The organism is Novosphingobium sp., assembly GCF_039595395.1.
Taxonomy (GTDB): domain Bacteria; phylum Pseudomonadota; class Alphaproteobacteria; order Sphingomonadales; family Sphingomonadaceae; genus Novosphingobium.
The window spans coordinates 1,971,345-1,991,213 of record NZ_JBCNLP010000001.1; the positions used below are offsets into that span (position 1 = coordinate 1,971,345).

The following is a 19,869-nucleotide window of genomic DNA, read 5'->3' on the forward strand; positions in this document are numbered from 1 at the left end:
AGCTTATGAGTGACCCGCAAGACCATCTGAACCTGAACGAAGCCGATGCCGCCAATGAGTTGATGCGGCTTGCCCGCCAGATCAACCGGGCCCGGCAGAAATACCATCTCGACGATGCGCCCGAGATCGAGGATGCCGAGTATGATGCTCTGATCCGGCGCAATGAGGCGCTGGAGGAGGCCTTCCCGCATCTGAAGCGCGCCGACTCGCCCACGGATAAGGTCGGGTTCGAGGTGGCGGCGTCACCTTTGTCCAAGGTCACGCATGATGTGCGGATGATGAGCCTGGACAATGCCTTTTCCGACGAGGAACTGGCCGAGTTCGTGGCGCGCGTCCGCCGCTTTCTGGCGCTGCCTGAGGATGCTCCGGTGCCGATGACGGCGGAGCCCAAGATCGACGGCCTGTCCTGCTCGCTGCGGTATGAGAAGGGCGTGCTGGTGCGCGCCGCCACGCGCGGCGACGGTCAGGTGGGTGAGGATGTGACGCCCAATGTGGCCCATATCGCGGATATTCCCCAGCAGTTGCAGGGCGATAACGTCCCGGACCTCTTCGAGGTGCGCGGCGAGGTCTATATGGAAAAGGCCGCCTTTGCCGCTCTGAACGTCGCGCAGGAGGAGAAGGGCGACAAGGTCTTCGCCAATCCGCGCAATGCCGCCGCCGGCTCGCTGCGCCAGAAGGATGCCAAGGTGACGGCCAGCCGCCCCTTGCGGTTTTACGCCCATGGCTGGGGGGCGCATTCCGCGCTGCCCGCCACCACGCAGGGCGGCGTGATGGAGGCCATCGCGGGCTGGGGCTTCGACACCGCCCTGGAGGAATGGCATCCGCGCGATCTGGATGGCGCGGTCGGCTATTACAACGATCTGGCCAAGCGCCGCGCCGGGCTCCCCTATGAAATCGACGGTGTGGTCTACAAGGTCGACTCGCTGGAATGGCAGGCTCGTCTGGGCTTCGTTGCCAAGGCGCCGCGCTGGGCGATCGCCCGCAAATTCCCCGCCGAGCGCGCCGAAACCACGCTGGAGGCCATCGACATTCAGGTCGGTCGCACCGGCAAGTTGACCCCGGTGGGCCGTCTGGCGCCGGTGCTGGTGGGCGGGGTGACCGTCACCAATGTCACGCTGCACAATCGCGACGAGATTGGGCGCCTCGGCGTGCGCGTGGGCGACCGGGTGGTGCTGCAGCGCGCGGGCGATGTGATCCCGCAGGTGGTGGAGAACGTCACCCGCGACGAGGACCGCGAGCCCTTCCACTTCCCCGACCACTGCCCCGAATGCGGCAGCGAAGCGGTTGCGGAAGAGGGCGAGGTCGATGTCCGCTGCACCGGCGGCTTGATCTGTCCGGCCCAGCGCACCGAAAGGCTCAAGCATTTTGTGAGCCGTGGCGCGTTAGACATTGAAGGGCTTGGCGAAAAGACCATCGACGAGTTCTTCGGCCTTGGCTGGCTGGAGAGCCCCGCGGACATTTTCCGCCTGAAAACCCGCCGCGACGAGATCGTCGGTCGTCCGGGCTGGCAGGATAAGTCTGTGGACAACCTGTTGAAAGCCATCGAGGCCAAGCGTCAGCCCGACGCCGCCCGGTTGTTGTTCGGCCTTGGTATCCGCCATGTCGGCGTGGTGACGGCGCGCGATCTGCTCAAGCGTTTCGTCACGCTCGATGCGCTGCGCCGCAAGATCGAGGTGCTCTCGCGCCACCGCGACGAGAAAGAGGCCAGCTATCATGCCGAACTGACCTCCGATGATGGCGAGGATATCAAGACCCCCGACCAGATCCGTTTCGCCCGCAAGCTGGCCAATGAAATGGCCGCACAGATCGGCGTCCCCGGCGTCGGCCCGGAAGTGACGGTCGGCCTGATCGACTTCTTCCACGAGATGCACAATGTCGATGTGTGGGAAGACCTGATGGATCAGGTCAGCCCGCCCGACTACATCGTGGAAACCAAGGCCAGCGAGGTCGCGGGCAAGACCGTCGTCTTCACCGGCAAGCTCGAAACCATGAGCCGCGACGAGGCCAAGGCGCAGGCCGAGAGGCTGGGCGCGCGCTCGGCAGGCTCGGTCAGCGCCAAGACCGATCTGGTGGTGGCAGGCCCCGGTGCGGGCTCGAAACTGAAGCAGGCCGCCGCGCTCGACATTCCCGTCATCGACGAGGCCGAATGGGCCCAGATCGTTGCGCGCGCGGGATAAATTGCGCTTGTAACGCTATACGGCAATTCCCTCTTGGGCCGCTGCCGCGATTGGATTAGCCATATCGCCGCGACGCTCTCGCTCTGACGGCGTCCCAAGGGAGAGTGCGATGATAAGCAAGTCTGTAGGACGCGGCGCGGCTTTGGCCATGGTGCTGAGCTTTGGCGTGCTGGGCGCGGGACTGGCCACGGCCAAGCCGACCCATGCGGCAGGCACATCGCCCGCCATCGCCTCTGCTCTGGCCGATAAGGCGCGCCCCGAAACGGACACCTCGCGCGATACCGCCCGCAAGCCCGCCACGCTGCTGGCCTTCGCCCGCGTCCACCCCGGCGAGAAGGTGGGCGAACTGCTGCCCGGCGGCGGTTATTTCACGCGCCTGCTTTCCAAGACGGTGGGTGATGCGGGCGCGGTCTATTCGTGGATTCCCGATGTTGCCTCGCCCAAGTCGGTGGCGAACTTCAAGGTTGTGCCCGATGTGAACTACACGAACGTCTCGCTGGTGCGCGGCGCTGCCTTCTCGGCGCCCGAGAAGCTGGATCTGGTTTGGACCAGCCAGAACTATCACGACCTTCACCACCATGGCGGCAATGCCGAAGCCACCAATGCGGCGGCCTTCGCGGCGTTGAAGCCCGGCGGCTATTACTTCGTGACCGACCACGCCGGGGTTAAGGGTACGGGGGACAGCCAGACCGATGCGCTGCACCGCATCGATCCCGAACTGGTGAAGAGCGAAGTCGCCAAGGCCGGGTTCAAGCTGGTGGGTGAGAGCAAGGCTCTGGCCAATGCCGCCGATGACCATACCGTCAGCGTGTTCAAGATCCACGACAAGACGGATCAGTTCGTGTTTCTGTTCCAGAAGCCCAAGGGGAAATAAGGTAAGGGAAGGTGCGAGGGGATTATCCCCTCGCGCTCCCATAACGTCTTCCGGCGCAAGGGCAGTGGCGCCCGGTCGTGGCGTCTGACCTCTCCACCTGCGCGGTGCAATGCGCCGCAGGCAATCAATCTTTAAACGATGGGTTGCGCTGGCGGCATGAAAGCCTGCGGCGCTATGAACCCGTGCCTGCCCGATAGCTTATGCGTGAGGCAGACATTAAAGGGAGCGCGAGGGCGATGGCCCTCGCATTTTCTCTTTCTACCTTAAATCCTTATCACCACTTCTTCGCCCAATCTGGCAACTGTCCCGGACGGCTCGCCCGCACCCGCACATCGTTCCGCTTGCGCAGCCACAGCACGGACCAGTCCCCATGCACTGCCCGGCGCGCGATCCGCAGCCCGGCGCGACGGCAGGCGGCGCGCACCTGCTCCTCCTGCGTGGAGAGCAGCCCGGCCAGCAGCAGCGACCCGCCTGGCACCAGCGCCTTGGCGAAATCGGGTGCCAGATCGATCAATGGCCCGGCGAGGATGTTGGCGATCAGCAGGTCATAGGGCCCGCGCGATTGCAGCACCGGATCGTCCATGCCGTCGGCGATCAGCATGGTGAGCTGGCCCAGACCGGCACCCGGCGCGATATCGTTGATCTCGATGTTATGCTCGACCACGCCGAGGCAGGCGGCATCGATGTCCGAGGCGGTGGCCAGCGCGCGGGGCCACAGATGCAGGCCCGCAAAGGCCAGCAGGCCCGTGCCGGTGCCGATGTCGGCGATGTTACGTACCACCAGACCCTCGGCCTTCATCAGGCTGAGCATGGTCAGGCATCCGGCGGTGGTGGCGTGGTGGCCGGTGCCGAAAGCGCGGCTGGCGGGGATGGTGAAGGCGCGGATGCCTTCTGGGGCGTCCACCGGGAAATCGGGGGTGTGGACGATAAAACGCCCGGCGTGGATCGGTTCGAGGCCGGATTGCGACAGCGTGATCCAGTCCTGATCGGGCAGGCGTTCCTCGATCAGCTTGGGCGCCTTGCCCTTGCCGTCGTCTCCGGCGAACAGCGCCTTGATCGCGGCGCGGTCGGCGGCGGCGGGCTTGCGGGGCAGGAAGACGTCCATGCGCCAGTCTTCGGGCTTGTCGTCGGCGATTTCGCAGCCCGAGAGGATGACCGTCTCGTCCCAGTCCCAGGCGTCTTCATGGGCGATCAGCGCGGCCTCGATCTGCCAGCGTGGGCCGAAGAGGGTGATCTGCCAGCTTTGCTCCTGCGCTTCATCGGCGGGAGGTGTGACGGGGTTCTGGGATGCGGGTTTACGGGCCATCCGCGCGGCATAGCGCCAGTGCCGGGCCGCGCCAAGGGGTAGTCGGCTTACCGGCTGATATGCCTCGGGAGCGCATGCGTATGGCAAGAAGCTGAACGGCGGATGGTCGTAAGGCCTTTCTGGCGCTTGCATGGTGTCGCGTTTTGGCTATGGGAAGCATTCGCGCGGGATATGTCCCGCAATGCAGCAACGTGAATGCAGCAAGCACAAAGGATTTCACCGATGGCCCAAGGCGCCACTGGCAAAAAGGCACGGCCGCTTTCCCCGCACCTTTCGATCTGGCGCTGGGGCCCGGCGATGTTCACCTCGATCATGCACCGCGTGTCGGGCAATGGTCTGGCCGTGGTTGGGCTGGGTGCCCTGCTGTGCTGGCTGGGCACGCTGGCTGCCGGTCCCGAGGCCTATGCGAAATACGCCGCCTTCGCGGTGAGCCCGCTGGGCCGCATCATCTTCGTGGGCATCAGCTGGGCCTATTTCAACCATCTGTGCTCGGGCCTGCGCCACCTGCTGATGGACATCGGCGGCGGTTTCGAGGTGAAGACCAACAACATGTGGTCGATCCTGACGCATGTGTTCGGCGTTGCGCTCACCGTGGCCTTCTGGGCCATCCTGCTGCTGCGCTGAGGGAGAGAAACGATGGGTAACGGAACCTCGATCGGCCGCGTTCGCGGGCTGGGCTCGGCGCATTCGGGCGCGCATCACTGGATCGTGCAGCGCGTCTCGGCCATCGGCAATCTGGTGCTGACGGCATGGTTCGCCGTCTCGCTGCTGTTGCTGCCCAATTTCAACTACATCACCGTGCATGACTGGATCGTCAGCCCGGTGTCGGCGGTGGCGCTGTCGCTGCTGATCATTTCTGTGTTCTGGCATGTGCGCCTGGGCATGCAGGTCCTGATCGAGGACTATCTGCATGAAGCCGGCACGAAGTTCGTTGCGCTCGCCGCGCTGAACCTCGTGGTCTTCGGCGCCGCCTTCTACGGCGTGTTCACCATCGCCCGCCTCGCTCTGGGAGCTGCTTGAGATGTCCGCCCCTTCCTACAAGATCATCGACCATATCTATGACACCGTGGTGGTGGGCGCGGGCGGTTCGGGCCTGCGCGCCACGATGGGTGCTGCCGAAGCCGGTCTGAAGACCGCCTGCATCACCAAGGTGTTCCCCACCCGCAGCCACACCGTGGCGGCGCAGGGCGGCATCGCGGCCAGCCTGTGCAACAACACGCCCGACCACTGGACCTGGCACATGTACGACACCGTGAAGGGGTCGGACTGGCTGGGCGACCAGGACGCCATCGAATATATGGTGCGCGAGGCCCCTGCCGCCGTTTACGAGCTGGAGCACGCCGGCGTGCCCTTCAGCCGCAACGCCGACGGCACGATCTATCAGCGCCCCTTCGGCGGCCACATGCAGAACATGGGCGAAGGCCCGCCGGTGCAGCGCACCTGCGCCGCTGCCGACCGCACCGGCCACGCCATGCTTCACGCGCTGTATCAGCAGTCGCTCAAGTATGACGCCGACTTCTTCATCGAATATTTCGCCATCGACCTCATCATGGACAATGGCAAATGCGTCGGCGTGATCGCGCTGTGCATGGATGATGGCACGATCCACCGCTTCCGTTCGCAGGCCGTGGTGCTGGCGACCGGCGGCTATGGCCGTTCCTATTACACCGCCACCTCGGCCCATACCTGCACCGGCGACGGCGGCGGCATGGTGCTGCGCGCCGGCCTGCCCCTGCAGGACATGGAATTCGTGCAGTTCCACCCCACCGGCATTTACGGCGCGGGCGTGCTGATCACCGAGGGCGCGCGCGGCGAGGGCGGTTATCTGACCAACGCGCAGGGCGAGCGTTTCATGGAGCGTTATGCTCCCTCGGCGAAGGATCTGGCCTCGCGTGACGTGGTGTCGCGTTCGATGGCGCTGGAAATCCGCGAAGGTCGCGGCGTGGGTCCCCATGCCGACCACATCTACCTGCACCTCGATCACATCGATCCCAAGGTGCTGGCCGAGCGTCTGCCGGGCATCACCGAGAGCGGCAAGATCTTCGCCGGTGTCGACCTGACCCGCCAGCCGCTGCCTGTGGTGCCCACCGTGCACTACAACATGGGCGGCATCCCCTGTAACTATCACGGCGAAGTCGTGACCATCGGCCCGGACGGCAATCCGGATCACGTGGTCCCCGGCCTGTTCGCCGTGGGTGAGGCGGCCTGCGTTTCGGTGCATGGCGCCAACCGTCTGGGTTCCAACTCGCTGATCGATCTCGTGGTCTTTGGCCGCGCCACTGGTCACCGTCTGAAGGAAATCGTGAAGGCGGGCGCTGCCCAGCCCGAACTGCCCAAGGACTCGGCCGATCTGGCGCTGGGCCGTCTGGACCACTTCCGCAACGCCAATGGCACTGCCTCGACGGCGGAAATCCGCACCGAGATGCAGCGCGCCATGTCGCAGCACGCCGCCGTGTTCCGCACCGACGAGTTGATGGCCGAAGGCAAGCACAAGCTGGCCGACACCTATGCCCGCATGAAGGACATCAAGGTGACCGACCGCTCGCTGATCTGGAACAGCGATCTGGTCGAGACGCTGGAGCTGGACAACCTGATCAGCCAGGCTTCGGTCACGCTGCATGGCGCCCATGCCCGCAAGGAAAGCCGCGGCGCCCACGCGCATGAGGATTTCCCCGATCGCAACGACGCCGAGTGGATGAAGCACACCGTCGCCTGGTTCGACGGTTGGGGCGGCAATGGCGGCGGTGTGAAGCTGGATTACCGTCCGGTCCACGAATACACGCTGACCGACGACGTCAGCTACATCAAGCCCAAGAAGCGCGTCTACTGATCGCTCTTCGCACGGTCTGAAAAGAGGGGCTGGAAAGCTTGGGCTTTCCGGCCCTTTTGTTGCGCAGCCGTTGCTGGCTGACGATGCTGTGTATCACGCGCGGGATGGGGCAGGAAGCATCTTGCCCGGCGCGCCGCTTTGTGATGGTTTACACGCCGATGAACTGGTTCAAGTTGGCGACGAATCGAAACACACAGTCAAGCTGTGCTGCCCTGACCGCTATGGCGATGGTCGCCATGGTGTGCCAGCCGCTGGCGGCTGCCTCGTCGCATCACGATTCCGGGCTGGAGCAGCAATTGCTCGCCAGCATCACGCAACTGGCCAGCGACGACTTCGCCGGGCGCGAGCCGGGCACCGAGGGCGAGAAAAAGACCCTGCGCTATCTGGCCAAGCAATGGTTCGATATCGGGCTGGTCTCGGGCACCAATGATCCCTCGCATCCCTGGTTTCAGCCCGTGACGCTGGTGGGGCGCGAACCGGTGGGCTCGCGCGCGAGTTTCGCGCGGCGAGGTCGACCGGTGCTGGTCGGGCCCGAGGACGTGCGGGTGATGACCTTTGGGCGCCGGGGCATCGTGCAGAATGCGCCTTTCTATTTCGTGGGCCGCATGGCGGGTGATCTGCCTTCGCGCACCGAACTGGCGGGGCGCGTCGCGGTGATCTTCGACAAGCCCTCGCCGCGCGTGGGGGGCGAGGTGCTGCCGCTGGCGGTGCGTCAGAACGCCCTGCTCGAGGGCGGCGCGGCGGCGGTGCTCACCATTCTCGACAGCTATCGCACCATCGCTTCGGTCAGCGAGCGGCGGCGCCATCAGGGTTTTGCTCTGGCCGATGACGCGCCCGAGGGCGATCTTGAGGCCTATGTCACCATGGAGGGCATGGCGCGGCTTCTGGGCGGACGCGATGCGCTCGACGCGCTGTCCAACGAGGCCAATCGCCCGGATTTCGCGCCGCGTCTGCTCGACCTGACCGGCAGTTTCGAGGCGACCACCCGCCAGACCACCATCCGCACCCACAATGTCATCGGTCGCCTGCCGGGGCGTCATCCCGAGGAAGGCGCGGTGCTGCTGCTGGCACATTGGGACCATTTCGGCACCTGCGGCACGGGCAAGATCGGCGAGCATCTGATCTGCAATGGCGCCATCGACAATGCCAGCGGCCTGGCCGGGCTGACCGAGATCGCGCGCCGTCTGGTGCATCAGCCGGGCGGGCCGCCGGATCGCGACATTTATGTGCTGGCCACCACGGCGGAGGAAATGGGGCTGCTGGGCGCCCAGGCCTTTGCCGAGAGCCCGCCGCTGCCGCTGGGCAAGATCGTGGCGGCCTTCAACCTCGACAGCATCGCGATTGCGCCCGCCGGTGGCCCGCTGGGCGTGGTGGGGCAGGGGATGACGCGGCTCGACTCGGGGCTGGCCACCGTCGCGCGTGAGCAGCATCGCAAGATCGCTGCCTCGGACTGGCCCAACACCTTTCTCAAGCGGCAGGATGGCTGGGCATTGATCAGCCATGACATTCCCGCGGTGATGATCACCTCGGCCTATGGCGACCGGCCGCGTTTCCAGCATTACCTCGAAACCGACTATCACCGGCCCGGCGATGTGGTGAAACCGGGGCTGGAACTGGGCGGCGCGGCCGAGGATGTGTGGTTTCATGTCGCGCTGGTGCGCTATTTCGCCGATCCGCGTCGCTGGAGTGCCAGCGTTTCCAGCGCCGAGCGATAATGTCATCCGCGTAAATTCTTGTGATGGTGAGGCTGTTCATTGACGGTTCGGTCGCCGCGCAATAGTTTCCCATCCGCGCTTCGCTTGCGTGCCTGGCGCGACTTGTCTCTTGAGGAGGGATGACATGAAGAAACTGATTTTGCCTCTGGCTTTGCTTGCTGTTCTCGCCGTTCCCGCCACGGCCGAAGCGGCCACCTGCCGCAATGCCAAGGGCCAGTTCGCCAAGTGCGGCACGCCCGGCGCCAAGCCCGACGGTGCTGCCAAGGCGGCTCCTGCCATGAAGCCTGCGCCCGCGATGAAGGCGGCTCCCGCCATGAAGGCCGCGCCCGCGATGACCGCCGCTCCGGCGATGAAGCCCATGGCCAAGGCCGAGCCTGCTGCCGCCCCCGCCAAGAAGAAGGGCCCCTGCAAGGACGCCAAGGGCAAGTTCGTGAAGTGCTGATCGGCACCTGACGCGCTGAAACGAAAAACCGGCGGGGGCTGCGATAATGCCCCCGCCGGTTTTCTTTTGCCTGCCATCCGCCTGAAGAGGCGCGGCGCACCGCGCCCCTTCGCGAAGGCTTACTTGCTGTCGGCGCGCGCCGCCTTGGGCGCGAAGAGGTTGCCGAAGAAGTCACCCTTGTACCACAGCGGCGGCGTGTCCGAATCCGCCATGGCGCTGGTGATGCGCCAGTTGGCCTCGGCAAAGCGGGCGCCCGCGCGCCAGTTGATGGGCTGCGACAGGTCGTCGCCCGGCTTGTGGTAGGTGGTCTTCATGAACTGGCCCCACTGCGCCGCGCCGCCATTGGCATAGCCGGTGGCCAGGAACACGGCAGGCACGCCCTGTTTCACGAACATATAGTGGTCCGAGCGGACGAAGATGTTCTCGGTGGGCATGGGATCGGGGCTGAGCGAGAGCTGCATCGCTTTGCCCGAATTGGCCACGATCTTGCCCAGCGTCGAATGGTCGGCGCCGAAGGCCACCAGATCGGTGAAGGGATAGAGCAGCACCGGCATGTCGAGATCGACATTGCCGACGATCTTCTCGACCGGCACGGCGGGATGGCGGGCGAAGAAGTCGGCGCCCAGCAGGCCCTTTTCCTCGCCAGTCGAGACCAGGAAGATCACGCTGCGGCGCGGGCCCTTACCCTGCTTGGCCTCCTGCGCCATCACGTGGGCGACTTCGAGCAGGGTGGAGGTGCCCGCCGCATTGTCCAGCGCGCCGTTGTAGATGCGGTCCTTGTCCGCAGGCTCGCCGGGCTTGGGGGCATCGACGCCGAGATGGTCGAGATGGCCCGAGAGCACCACATACTGGTCCTTCAGCGCCGGATCGCTGCCGGGGATCATGCCCGCGACATTGGGGCTGGTGACGCGGGTCGAGGCGAAGTTGCCATAGATCCGCGCGCTGCCCTTCAGCGCAAAGCCCTTCACCGCCACCGGCTTGCCCTTGACCCACGGGCGTTCGGCCAGTGCGCGGAGCTGCGTCAGCGACTGCGGCGCGCCCGCCAGCAGGGCATTGGCGGCATCGTCGTCCAGCGAGGCGCTGGCGCGGATGCCGGTGGCATTGTCATGTGCCTTGCCGGCGTTGGGGCCGGTGGTGTCGACCCAGTTGAAGCGCGGGGTGCCGGCATATTGCAGGCTGCGCTCCCACGGGCGGACCTTCAGCGAGGCGTTGGTGCCGATGGTGATGATGCCGATGGCGCCGTGAGCGGCGGCGGCCTCACCCTTGGTGGCGCCGATATGGGCGGCTTCTTCCGAGGGCAGACCCGAAGGGAAGCCCGAGAGCAGGACCACGATCTTGCCCTTCACATCCAGGCCCTTGTAGTCGTCGAGGCCGTATTGGGCGTTTTCCAGACCATAGCCGACGAAGACCAGCGGGGCGGAGACGTCCAGCTTGCTCTCGGTGACCGAGATGCCGACCAGCGCGTCCTTGCCCTGGGCAAAGGTGATCGCCTTGCCGTTGGCGCCCGTGAAGTCCACGCCCGAGGGGCCTTCGGCGCGGGTGGTCTTCTGGAAGGTGATGCGCTGCAGCCAGCTACGGCCATTCGCGGACTGGTCGCCCATCGGCGTCAGGCCCAGGCCGGTGAAGCGCGAGGCGACATAGCGGGCGGCGATCTCATGGCCCTGGCTGCCCGTGTCGCGGCCCAGCAGCAGATCGTCGGCGAAGAAGGTCACATCGGCCTGAATGCGCGCCGGCGAAAAGCGCGGGTCGAGCGGCAGGGCGGCCTCGGCGATCGTCGGGCCTGCGGTGGAGACGGCTTCTTCCTTGGCCGGGGTCTGCGGGCCCATGCCCAGCGTCATGCCCGCGATGTCGAGCGCATCGTCATCCTCATGGGCGGCCAGCGGGGCGGCCAGTGCCAGCGAGGCGACAGAGATCAGCGCGAAAGAGCGCAGGGCAGAGCGAAACTTGGTCATGATTGCAGGCGGCTCCCGGAACTGTTCGGCGCGCTTTAGAATCCTTGCGCGTGTGGGCAGCTTTATTACGAGTGTTGCGCGCGACGGCAAGAGGTTCCGCGCCAGCGACAGGCTGCAGCCGCTTGGGGGATTTGACGTATCTGGCCGGTATCTGGCTATTGCGGCACACCCTGTGGCAAACACGCATCAAAAGCACATTCACGATCAGACAAATCGCCCATTAAGGCTTGCCCGCCCGTGGCGCATCGCTCACATTAAGCCCACGATGCTACGCCAATACGAACTTGTCGAAAGAGTGCTTTCCTACGCCCCGGACGCGGACGAGGCGATGCTGAACCGTGCCTATGTCTACACCGTGCAGAAACACGGCAGCCAGAAGCGCGCCAGCGGTGACCCCTATTTCAGCCATCCGGTCGAGGTGGCGGGGCTGATGACCGAGCTGAAGCTCGATGTCGAAACGATCATCACCGCGCTGCTCCACGATACGGTGGAGGACACGCTGGCCACCGTCGACGAGATCGAGAAGCTCTTCGGGCCCAATGTGGCACGGCTCGTCGATGGCGTGACCAAGCTCTCCAAGATCGAGGCGATGACCGAAAAGGAGCGCGCGGCGGAGAACCTGCGCAAGTTCCTGCTGGCCATGAGCGAGGATCTGCGCGTGCTGCTGGTGAAGCTGGCGGACCGGCTGCACAACATGCGCACGCTGCATTTCATCAAGAGCGAGGACAAGCGCCGCCGCATCGCCAAGGAAACCATGGAAATCTATGCCCCGCTCGCCGAGCGCGTGGGTATGTATGAGTATATGCGCGAGATGCAGTTGCTGGCCTTCCAGCAGCTGGAGCCCGAGGCTTACGAGACCATCACCGCCCGTCTGGCGCAGATCCGCGAGACCGATGGCGGGCAGGTCGATGAGATTGCTTTGGCCATCAGCCAGACGCTGACCTCGATGGGGGTGAAATGTCAGGTCTGGGGGCGCGAGAAGCATCCTTATTCGATCTGGCGCAAGATGGCCGAGCGCCATGTCTCCTTCGACAGCATCACCGACATCATGGCCTTCCGCGTGCTGGTCGAGGATGTCGAGGATTGCTATCGCGCGATCGGCCTGCTGCACACGACGTGGCAGATGATTCCGGGGCGCTTCAAGGATTACATCTCGACCCCCAAGAGCAATGGCTACAAGTCGCTGCACACCTCGCTGATCTATGAGAACTCGATGCGCATGGAGGTGCAGATCCGCACCTGGGACATGCATGAGACCAATGAATATGGCCTCGCCGCGCATTGGAGCTACAAGCAGGGTGGGGTGGCGCCCGATGGTCAGGTGGGCTGGCTGCGCGATCTGATCGAGGTGATCGACGACAGCCACGATGCCGAGGAGCTGCTCGAAAACACCAAGATGGCGATCTATCAGGATCGCATCTTCGCCTTCACCCCCAAGGGAGCGCTGCATCAGTTGCCCAAGGGCGCGACGCCGATCGACTTCGCCTATGCCGTGCATACCGACCTGGGCAGCATGGCGGTGGGCGCCAAGATCAATGGCCGCCATGTGCCGATGCGCACCGCGCTGGGCAATGGCGATGTGGTGGAGATCATCAAGAACCGCAGCGCCAGTCCGCAATTGGCGTGGCTGGGCTTTGCCGTCACGGGCAAGGCGCGCGCTGCCATCCGCCGCGCGGTGCGCGCGAAAGAACGTTCGGAAATCGCCGCCATCGGCGCGGATCTCTTCGACGAACTGGTCGAACGCCTGCCGACCAAGGTGGGCAAGAAGGCGCGCGGCGAGGCGGTGAAGCGTCTCGGCTTCAAGACCGAGGAAGAGATGCTCGTCGCCATCGGCAGCGCGAAGCTGGACGATGCCGCGGTGATGGAAGCCGTGCTGCCCGGCAGCGCCAAGACCTTGGCCGAAACCGACCAGTGGCCCAAGCAGGAACGTGCCATCTCGATCAAGGGGCTCACGCCCGGTCTGGCCTTCCATCTGGCCGAATGCTGCCATCCGGTGCCCGGCGACCGCATCGTGGGCGTGAAGAAGCCCGGCGTGGGGGTGGAGGTCCACTCCATTTCCTGTGACGTGCTGGCCAGTGGGCAGGATCATGACTGGCTGGACCTGTCATGGGGCGCGCGCACCACGGGCGCCATCGGGCGCGTGCGCTGCGTGCTTTACAACCGCCCCGGCACGCTGGCCGAGGTGACCGGCATCTTCGCCAGCACCAAGGCCAACATCGTCAGCCTGAAGATGGCCAGCCGCGATGAATTGTTCGGCACCTATGAGGTCGATCTGGATGTGGCCGATCTGGCGCATCTCACGCGGATCGTCTCCTCCCTGCGGGCCAGCGGTTCGGTGGCTCAGGCCGAAAGGCTCTGATCTTTCGCGGCTTCGGGAGGGGGCGGAAAGGTTTGCGCAACGATCCATCTCTAGGAAGGCGTGACTCGGCGGAAAAATTTCACTGCCCTGTTGATCTGTGCTTGTCTCGGCGGCCTTGTCTGGCTTAGCCTCCGCAATTGGAAGTATGGGAAGAGGAGAGGGCTGGCCGGGGGAGTGCAAACCCCCTCGGACCAGCCCCACCGCCGCGAAGGGCATCAGGAATAACCGGTCGCGCGGAAGGTTTCAGGCGCGTGGCCCCGTCTGGGAGTGCAGCCTTTGCCCGACACCGCCGTTGCTGACGATATCCACGATCTGGTGCTCGATGTGCTGCGCCATCGGATCGGCAAGGATGAGCGCGCCGCCAAGCCGCATGACTGGTTTCATGCCGCCATCCTCGCGCTGCGCGACAAGATCGTCGATGCCTGGATGGATTCGACGCGGCGCACCTACGACACCGGCGGCAAGCGGGTCTATTACCTCAGCCTGGAATTCCTGATCGGGCGGCTGATGCGCGATGCGCTCTCGAACATGGGCCTCACCAACGAGATGGCCAAGGCGCTGCGCGACCATGGCCTGGATCTGGCGCAGCTTGAGGAGCTGGAGCCCGATGCGGCGCTGGGCAATGGCGGTCTGGGCCGTCTGGCCGCCTGCTTTATGGAGAGCCTCGCGAGCCTCGACATTCCGGCCTATGGCTATGGCATCCGCTATCTGAACGGCATGTTCCGCCAGCGCATCGACGATGGCTGGCAGGTCGAACTGCCCGAGACCTGGCTGAGCCATGGCAATCCGTGGGAGTTCGACCGGCGTGAGAGCAGCTATTTCGTCGGCTTCGGCGGCGAGGTGGGCGAAAGCGCTTCGGGCGGGGTGACATGGCACCCGCAGGAGCAGATCGAGGCCAGCGCCATCGACACGCCCGTCGCCGGCTGGCGCGGCAAGCGCGTCAACACGCTGCGCCTGTGGACGGCCAATGCGCCCGATCCGCTGCGGCTCGATGCCTTCAACGCGGGCGACCATGCCGGGGCGCTGCAGGCGCAGGTGCGGGCCAACAGCCTCGTGCGTGTGCTCTATCCCGCCGACAGCACGCCCGCCGGGCAGGAGCTGCGGCTGCGTCAGGAGTATTTCTTCTCCAGTGCCTCCATTCAGGACATCGTGCGGCGCCATGTGCAGTATGATGAGGACATCCGCACCCTGCCGGACCGCGCCGCGATCCAGCTCAATGATACCCACCCCAGCGTGGCCGTGGCCGAGCTGATGCGCCTGTTGGTCGATGTCCATAATCTGGATTTCGACGAGGCCTGGGACATCACCAAGCGCACCATCGCCTACACCAACCACACGCTGCTGCCCGAGGCGCTGGAAAGCTGGCCCTTGCCGCTGTTCGAACGCCTGCTGCCGCGCCATATGCAGATCATCTATTCGATCAACAGCCGGGTTCTGCGCGAGGCGCGCAAGGCCGGCATGAGCGGTGAGCAGATTTCCGCCATCAGCCTGATCGACGAGGGCGGCGAGCGCCGCGTCCGCATGGCCAATCTGGCTTTCGTGGGCGCCCACAGCGTCAATGGCGTGGCCGCTCTGCATACCGATCTGATGAAGACCACGGTCTTTGCCGATCTGCACAAGCTCTATCCCACGCGGATCAACAACAAGACCAATGGCGTCACCCCACGCCGCTGGCTGCAGCAGTGCAATCCGGGGCTGACCGGCGTGATCCGCGACGCCATTGGGCCCGATTTCCTCGACAACACCGAGAAGCTGAGCGACCTCAATGCTCTGGCCGATGATGCCGCCTTTGGTGAGCGCATCGCCGAGGTGAAGCGTGCCAACAAGGTGTCGCTGGCCGCCCATTTGCGTTCGACGATGGGCGTGCGGCTCGATCCCGATGCGCTTTTCGATGTGCAGATCAAGCGCATCCATGAATACAAGCGCCAGTTGCTCAATCTGATCGAGACGGTGGCGCTCTACGACCAGATCCGCAGCCATCCCGAAAAGGACTGGGTGCCCCGCGTGAAAATCTTCGGCGGCAAGGCGGCCTCATCCTATCACAACGCCAAGCTGTCGATCAAACTGGCCAATGACATCGCGCGGCGGGTGAATTCCGATCCGACCGTGGGCGGGCTGCTCAAGGTGGTCTTCGTGCCCAATTACAATGTCAGCTTTGCCGAAAGGCTGATCCCGGCGGCGGACCTCTCCGAGCAGATCAGCACGGCGGGGATGGAAGCCTCGGGCACGGGCAATATGAAGTTTGCCCTGAACGGCGCGCTGACCATCGGCACGCTCGACGGCGCCAACATCGAGATCAAGGACCGCGTGGGCGACGAGAACATCTTCATCTTCGGCCTCACCGCCGATCAGGTGAATGAGAAGCGCGCCAATGGCTACGATCCGCAGTCCATCATCGACAACAGTTGCGAGCTGCAGCAGGCCGTCCATGCCATCGCCAGCGGCGTCTTCAGCCCCGACGATCCGGACCGCTATGCCGGGCTGATGGCGGGCCTGCATGAGCATGACTGGTTCATGGTCGCGGCCGATTTCGACTCCTATGCCGCCGCCCAGCGCGATGTCGATGCCCGCTGGCTCGACCAAAAGGCGTGGCGCGCCAGTGCGATACGGAACATTGCCAATGTTGGGTGGTTCTCTTCGGACCGGACCATCGCGGAATATGCAAAGGACATTTGGGGCGTTTTGTGAACCCAGACCAAGACGCCATCTCAGCCCTGATCGAAGGGCGCCATAGTGATCCTTTCTCTTTGTTGGGGGTGCATCGGGGGCCTTTGGGCGCCTTCGCCCGAGTGATCGTGCCGGGGGCCGAGCATGTCGAGGCCCAAAGCCTCTCCGGCGCGCCTTTGGGCGTGCTGGAGCAGGTTGATGGGCGAGGGCTGTTCGAGGGTGTGCTGGAAGGCCCCCCTCAGCCCTTGCGCTATCGCGCCAGCGCCAATGGTCATGAATGGCTGGTCGGCGATCCTTACAGCTTCGGCCCGGTGCTGGGGCCCATTGATGATTTCCTGATCGGGCAGGGCAGCCATCTGCGCCTGTTCGACAAGCTGGGCGCTCACCTGATCGAGCATGAGGGAGCCGAGGGCGTGCATTTCGCCGTCTGGGCTCCACATGCCCGAACCGTGGCGCTGGTGGGCGATTTCAACCATTGGGACGGCGCGCGCCATGTGATGCGCCGCCGCGCCGACACCGGCATCTGGGAAATCTTCATGCCGGGCCTCGGTGTGGGCCATGCCTACAAGTTCCGCATCACCGGCGAGGATGGCACGGTGCTGCCCCTGAAGGCCGACCCCTTCGCTCTGGCCAGCGAATTGCGCCCCGCCACCGCCAGCCTCACCGCCCATCCGGTGAAGATCGACTGGCGCGATGAGGCCCATCTCAAGCATTGGGCCAGCGTCGATCCGCGCCGCGTGCCGATCTCGATCTATGAGGTCCATGCCGGAAGCTGGCAGCGCGATGATGATGACTGGTTCCTCACCTGGGATGCTCTGGCCGACCGGCTGATCCCCTATGTGGTGGATATGGGCTTCACCCATATCGAGTTCATGCCGATCTCCGAACATCCCTATGATCCGTCATGGGGCTATCAGACGACCGGGCTTTACGCCCCCTCGGCGCGTTTTGGCGATGCGGAGGGCTTTGCCCGCTTTGTCGATGGCGCGCATCGCGCCGGGATCGGAGTACTTCTCGACTGGGTCCCCGCCCATTTCCCCACCGATGCCCATGGCCTCGCCCGCTTCGACGGGACGGCGCTCTATGAGCATGAAGACCCGCGCCTCGGCTTTCACCCCGACTGGAACACGGCGATCTACAATTTCGGGCGGCGCGAGGTTGCCGCCTTCCTTGTCAACAACGCGCTGTTCTGGGCCGAGCGCTATCATGTCGACGGGCTGCGCGTCGATGCGGTCGCCTCGATGCTCTACCGCGATTACAGCCGCGAGGGCGGCGACTGGCTTCCCAACGATCAGGGCGGGCGCGAGAACTGGGAGGCGGTGGATTTCCTGCGCGCGATGAACCGCGCCGTCCATGCCAGCCACCCCGGTTTCCTGACCATCGCCGAGGAAGCGACAAGCTGGCCCGGCGTCACCACCCCCGCCTATGAGGTGGAGGCGCCGTCGCCCGCGGGGCGCCCCTCGGCGCTGGGCTTCGGCTTCAAGTGGAACATGGGCTTCATGCATGACACGCTGCGCTATCTGGCGCGCGAGCCTGAGCATCGGAAGTACCACCACGACGACATCACCTTCGGCCTGATGTACGCTTTCGACGAGAATTTCGTGCTGGCGCTCAGCCATGATGAGGTGGTCCATGGCAAGGCCAGCCTGATCCACAAAATGTCGGGCGATGATTGGCAGAAATTCGCCACGTTGCGCGCCTATTACGCGATGATGTGGGCCTATCCGGGCAAGAAGTCGCTCTTCATGGGGCAGGAGTTCGCCCAGCGCCGCGAATGGTCCGAGGAACGCGCGCTCGACTGGGAGATGCTGGACTATGCCCCCCATCGCGGCATCCGCGATGTGGTGCGCGACCTCAACCGCACCTATCGCGAGAAGCCCGCGCTCCACGCCCGCGATTGCGAACTTGAGGGCTTTGAATGGCTGATCGTCGATGATGCGGCCAATTCGGTTTTTGCCTGGCTGCGCAAGGCGCCGGGGGAACATCCGGTGGCGGTGATCGCTAACATGACGCCGAACGTCCACGAAGGCTATCGCGTCCCCCTGCCGCATGACGGCATCTGGGCCGAGATCGTCAACACCGATGCCGTCGAATATGGCGGCAGCGGCGTGGGCAATATGGGACAGGTGGTGGCGGTCGATGGGCGCGGCGTGATGGTCCTGCCGCCGCTCGCCACGGTGATGCTGGAATGGACCGGCAAGAAGGATACGTCGAAGGCCGCCGTGCGGGCGACTTCGGGCAAGACAACCGGTCAAAAGACCAAAGGGGAGAAGGCTGCATGAGGGACACCTCCGGACAACCACTGGCGCGTGAGGCAATGGCCTATGTGCTGGCAGGCGGCAGGGGAAGCCGTCTGAAGGAGTTGACCGACAATCGCGCGAAACCCGCCGTCTATTTCGGTGGCATGAGCCGGATCATCGACTTTGCGTTGTCCAATGCGATCAATTCGGGCATCCGCCGCATCGGCGTGGCGACGCAGTACAAGGCGCATAGCCTGATCCGCCACATGAACCGCGCGTGGAACTTCATGCGCCCGGAGCGTAACGAAAGCTTCGACATCCTGCCCGCCAGCCAGCGCGTCTCCGAAAGCCAGTGGTACGAAGGCACGGCGGATGCGGTCTATCAGAACATCGACATCATCGCGGCGCATGCCCCGCGCTATATGGTCATTCTGGCGGGCGACCACATCTACAAGATGGATTACGAGCTGATGTTGCGCCAGCATGTCAACAGCGGCGCGGATGTCACGATCGGCTGTCTGGTGGTCCCCCAGAAAGAGGCGACGGCCTTTGGCGTGATGCATGTCGACGAAAGCGACACGATCACCGATTTCGTCGAAAAGCCCGCCAATCCTCCCGAGATCCCCGGCATGCCGGGCTGGTCGCTGGCCAGCATGGGCATCTATGTCTTCGACACCAAATATCTCTTCGAGCGGCTGAAGGAAGACGCCGCCGATCCCAACTCCAGCCGCGATTTCGGGAACGACATCATCCCGCGCATCGTGAAACACGGCAAGGCGGTGGCGCATCGCTTCACCGAAAGCTGTGTGCGCGCGGCTGAGGAAATCGGCGAATACTGGCGCGATGTCGGCACGCTGGACGCCTATTTCGAGGCCAATCTGGACCTCACCGATGTCGTCCCCCGTCTCAACATGTATGACCGCGACTGGCGCATCTGGACCGATCAGGTCGTCGCCAGCCCGGCCAAATTCGTGCATGACGAGGAAGGGCGGCGCGGCTCCGCGGTCTCCTCGCTGATCTCGCAGGACTGCATCGTCTCGGGCGCCACGGCGCATCGCTCGCTGCTGTTCACCGGCGTGAAGATGGGTTCCTACTCCAGCGTCAGCGAAGGGGTGATCCTGCCTTATTGCAACATCGGGCGAGGGGCTTCGCTCAAGCGGGTGATCGTCGATTCGGGCGTGCGCATTCCGGAAAATCTGGTCGTCGGAGAAGACCCGGAACTCGACGCAACCCGCTGGCGCCGCACGGAAAATGGTGTATGCCTGATCACCAAGGCGATGATGGACCACTATCTGGCGGGGCAATAG

Annotated in this window: 13 protein-coding genes; 11 read left to right on the top strand and 2 right to left on the bottom strand. The window is 64.6% G+C overall.

From position 1 onward, the window contains the following. Nucleotides 1-5: 5 nt before the first annotated feature. Complete coding sequence (gene ligA, locus ABDW49_RS09215; protein ID WP_343611377.1) at nt 6-2,177, top strand: NAD-dependent DNA ligase LigA; 2,172 nt, start codon at nt 6-8, stop codon at nt 2,175-2,177. A 109-nt stretch (nt 2,178-2,286) separates the two neighbouring features. Further along, entirely contained in the window at nt 2,287-3,051 is a 765-nt protein-coding gene (locus ABDW49_RS09220; protein WP_343611379.1) for a methyltransferase, read from the top strand. 274 nt (nt 3,052-3,325) lie between these two features. On the opposite strand, the gene ABDW49_RS09225 is transcribed toward ABDW49_RS09220, so the two are convergent. Continuing rightward, the gene (locus ABDW49_RS09225) at nt 3,326-4,357 is read right to left on the bottom strand and encodes a 50S ribosomal protein L11 methyltransferase (protein ID WP_343611380.1); all 1,032 of its coding nucleotides are present in this window, start codon (nt 4,355-4,357) and stop codon (nt 3,326-3,328) included. Nucleotides 4,358-4,579: 222 nt separating this feature from the next. On the opposite strand from ABDW49_RS09225, the gene sdhC reads away from it, so the two are divergent. The 5 genes from sdhC (at nt 4,580) to ABDW49_RS09250 (ending at nt 9,344) form a co-directional block, all read left to right on the top strand. Continuing rightward, entirely contained in the window at nt 4,580-4,981 is a 402-nt protein-coding gene (sdhC, locus tag ABDW49_RS09230; RefSeq protein WP_343611382.1) for a succinate dehydrogenase, cytochrome b556 subunit, read from the top strand. A gap of 12 nt (nt 4,982-4,993) precedes the next feature. Next, on the top strand, nt 4,994-5,377 hold the full coding sequence (sdhD, locus tag ABDW49_RS09235; RefSeq protein ID WP_343611384.1) for a succinate dehydrogenase, hydrophobic membrane anchor protein: 384 nt from the start codon (nt 4,994-4,996) through the stop codon (nt 5,375-5,377). A gap of 1 nt (nt 5,378) precedes the next feature. Further along, entirely contained in the window at nt 5,379-7,187 is a 1,809-nt protein-coding gene (gene sdhA / locus ABDW49_RS09240; protein WP_343611386.1) for a succinate dehydrogenase flavoprotein subunit, read from the top strand. A 236-nt stretch (nt 7,188-7,423) separates the two neighbouring features. Further along, nucleotides 7,424-8,902, top strand: a complete 1,479-nt coding sequence (locus ABDW49_RS09245) for a M28 family peptidase (RefSeq protein WP_343611388.1) — start codon at nt 7,424-7,426, stop codon at nt 8,900-8,902. Nucleotides 8,903-9,026: 124 nt separating this feature from the next. Further along, nucleotides 9,027-9,344 (top strand): hypothetical protein, encoded by a 318-nt coding sequence (locus tag ABDW49_RS09250; protein ID WP_343611389.1) that lies wholly within the window; start codon nt 9,027-9,029, stop codon nt 9,342-9,344. A gap of 119 nt (nt 9,345-9,463) precedes the next feature. On the opposite strand, the gene ABDW49_RS09255 is transcribed toward ABDW49_RS09250, so the two are convergent. After that, nucleotides 9,464-11,296: a M28 family peptidase gene (locus ABDW49_RS09255; protein WP_343611390.1), complete on the bottom strand. Its 1,833-nt coding sequence runs from the start codon at nt 11,294-11,296 to the stop codon at nt 9,464-9,466. A gap of 265 nt (nt 11,297-11,561) precedes the next feature. Here ABDW49_RS09255 and ABDW49_RS09260 point away from each other — a divergent pair, with 265 nt between their 5' ends. The 4 genes from ABDW49_RS09260 to glgC all read left to right on the top strand — a co-directional run bounded on the left by ABDW49_RS09260 (nt 11,562) and on the right by glgC (nt 19,869). Then, on the top strand, nt 11,562-13,655 hold the full coding sequence (locus ABDW49_RS09260; protein ID WP_343611391.1) for a bifunctional (p)ppGpp synthetase/guanosine-3',5'-bis(diphosphate) 3'-pyrophosphohydrolase: 2,094 nt from the start codon (nt 11,562-11,564) through the stop codon (nt 13,653-13,655). 276 nt (nt 13,656-13,931) lie between these two features. Next, a complete protein-coding gene (locus ABDW49_RS09265; RefSeq protein ID WP_343611392.1) occupies nt 13,932-16,343 on the top strand; it encodes a glycogen/starch/alpha-glucan phosphorylase in 2,412 nt (803 codons plus the stop codon). Then, nucleotides 16,340-18,604, top strand: coding sequence for a 1,4-alpha-glucan branching protein GlgB (gene glgB / locus ABDW49_RS09270; protein WP_343611393.1), 2,265 nt, complete (start codon nt 16,340-16,342; stop codon nt 18,602-18,604). Before ABDW49_RS09265 ends, glgB begins: the two co-directional genes overlap by 4 nt. Then, nucleotides 18,601-19,869, top strand: a complete 1,269-nt coding sequence (glgC, locus tag ABDW49_RS09275; protein WP_343611394.1) for a glucose-1-phosphate adenylyltransferase — start codon at nt 18,601-18,603, stop codon at nt 19,867-19,869. Before glgB ends, glgC begins: the two co-directional genes overlap by 4 nt.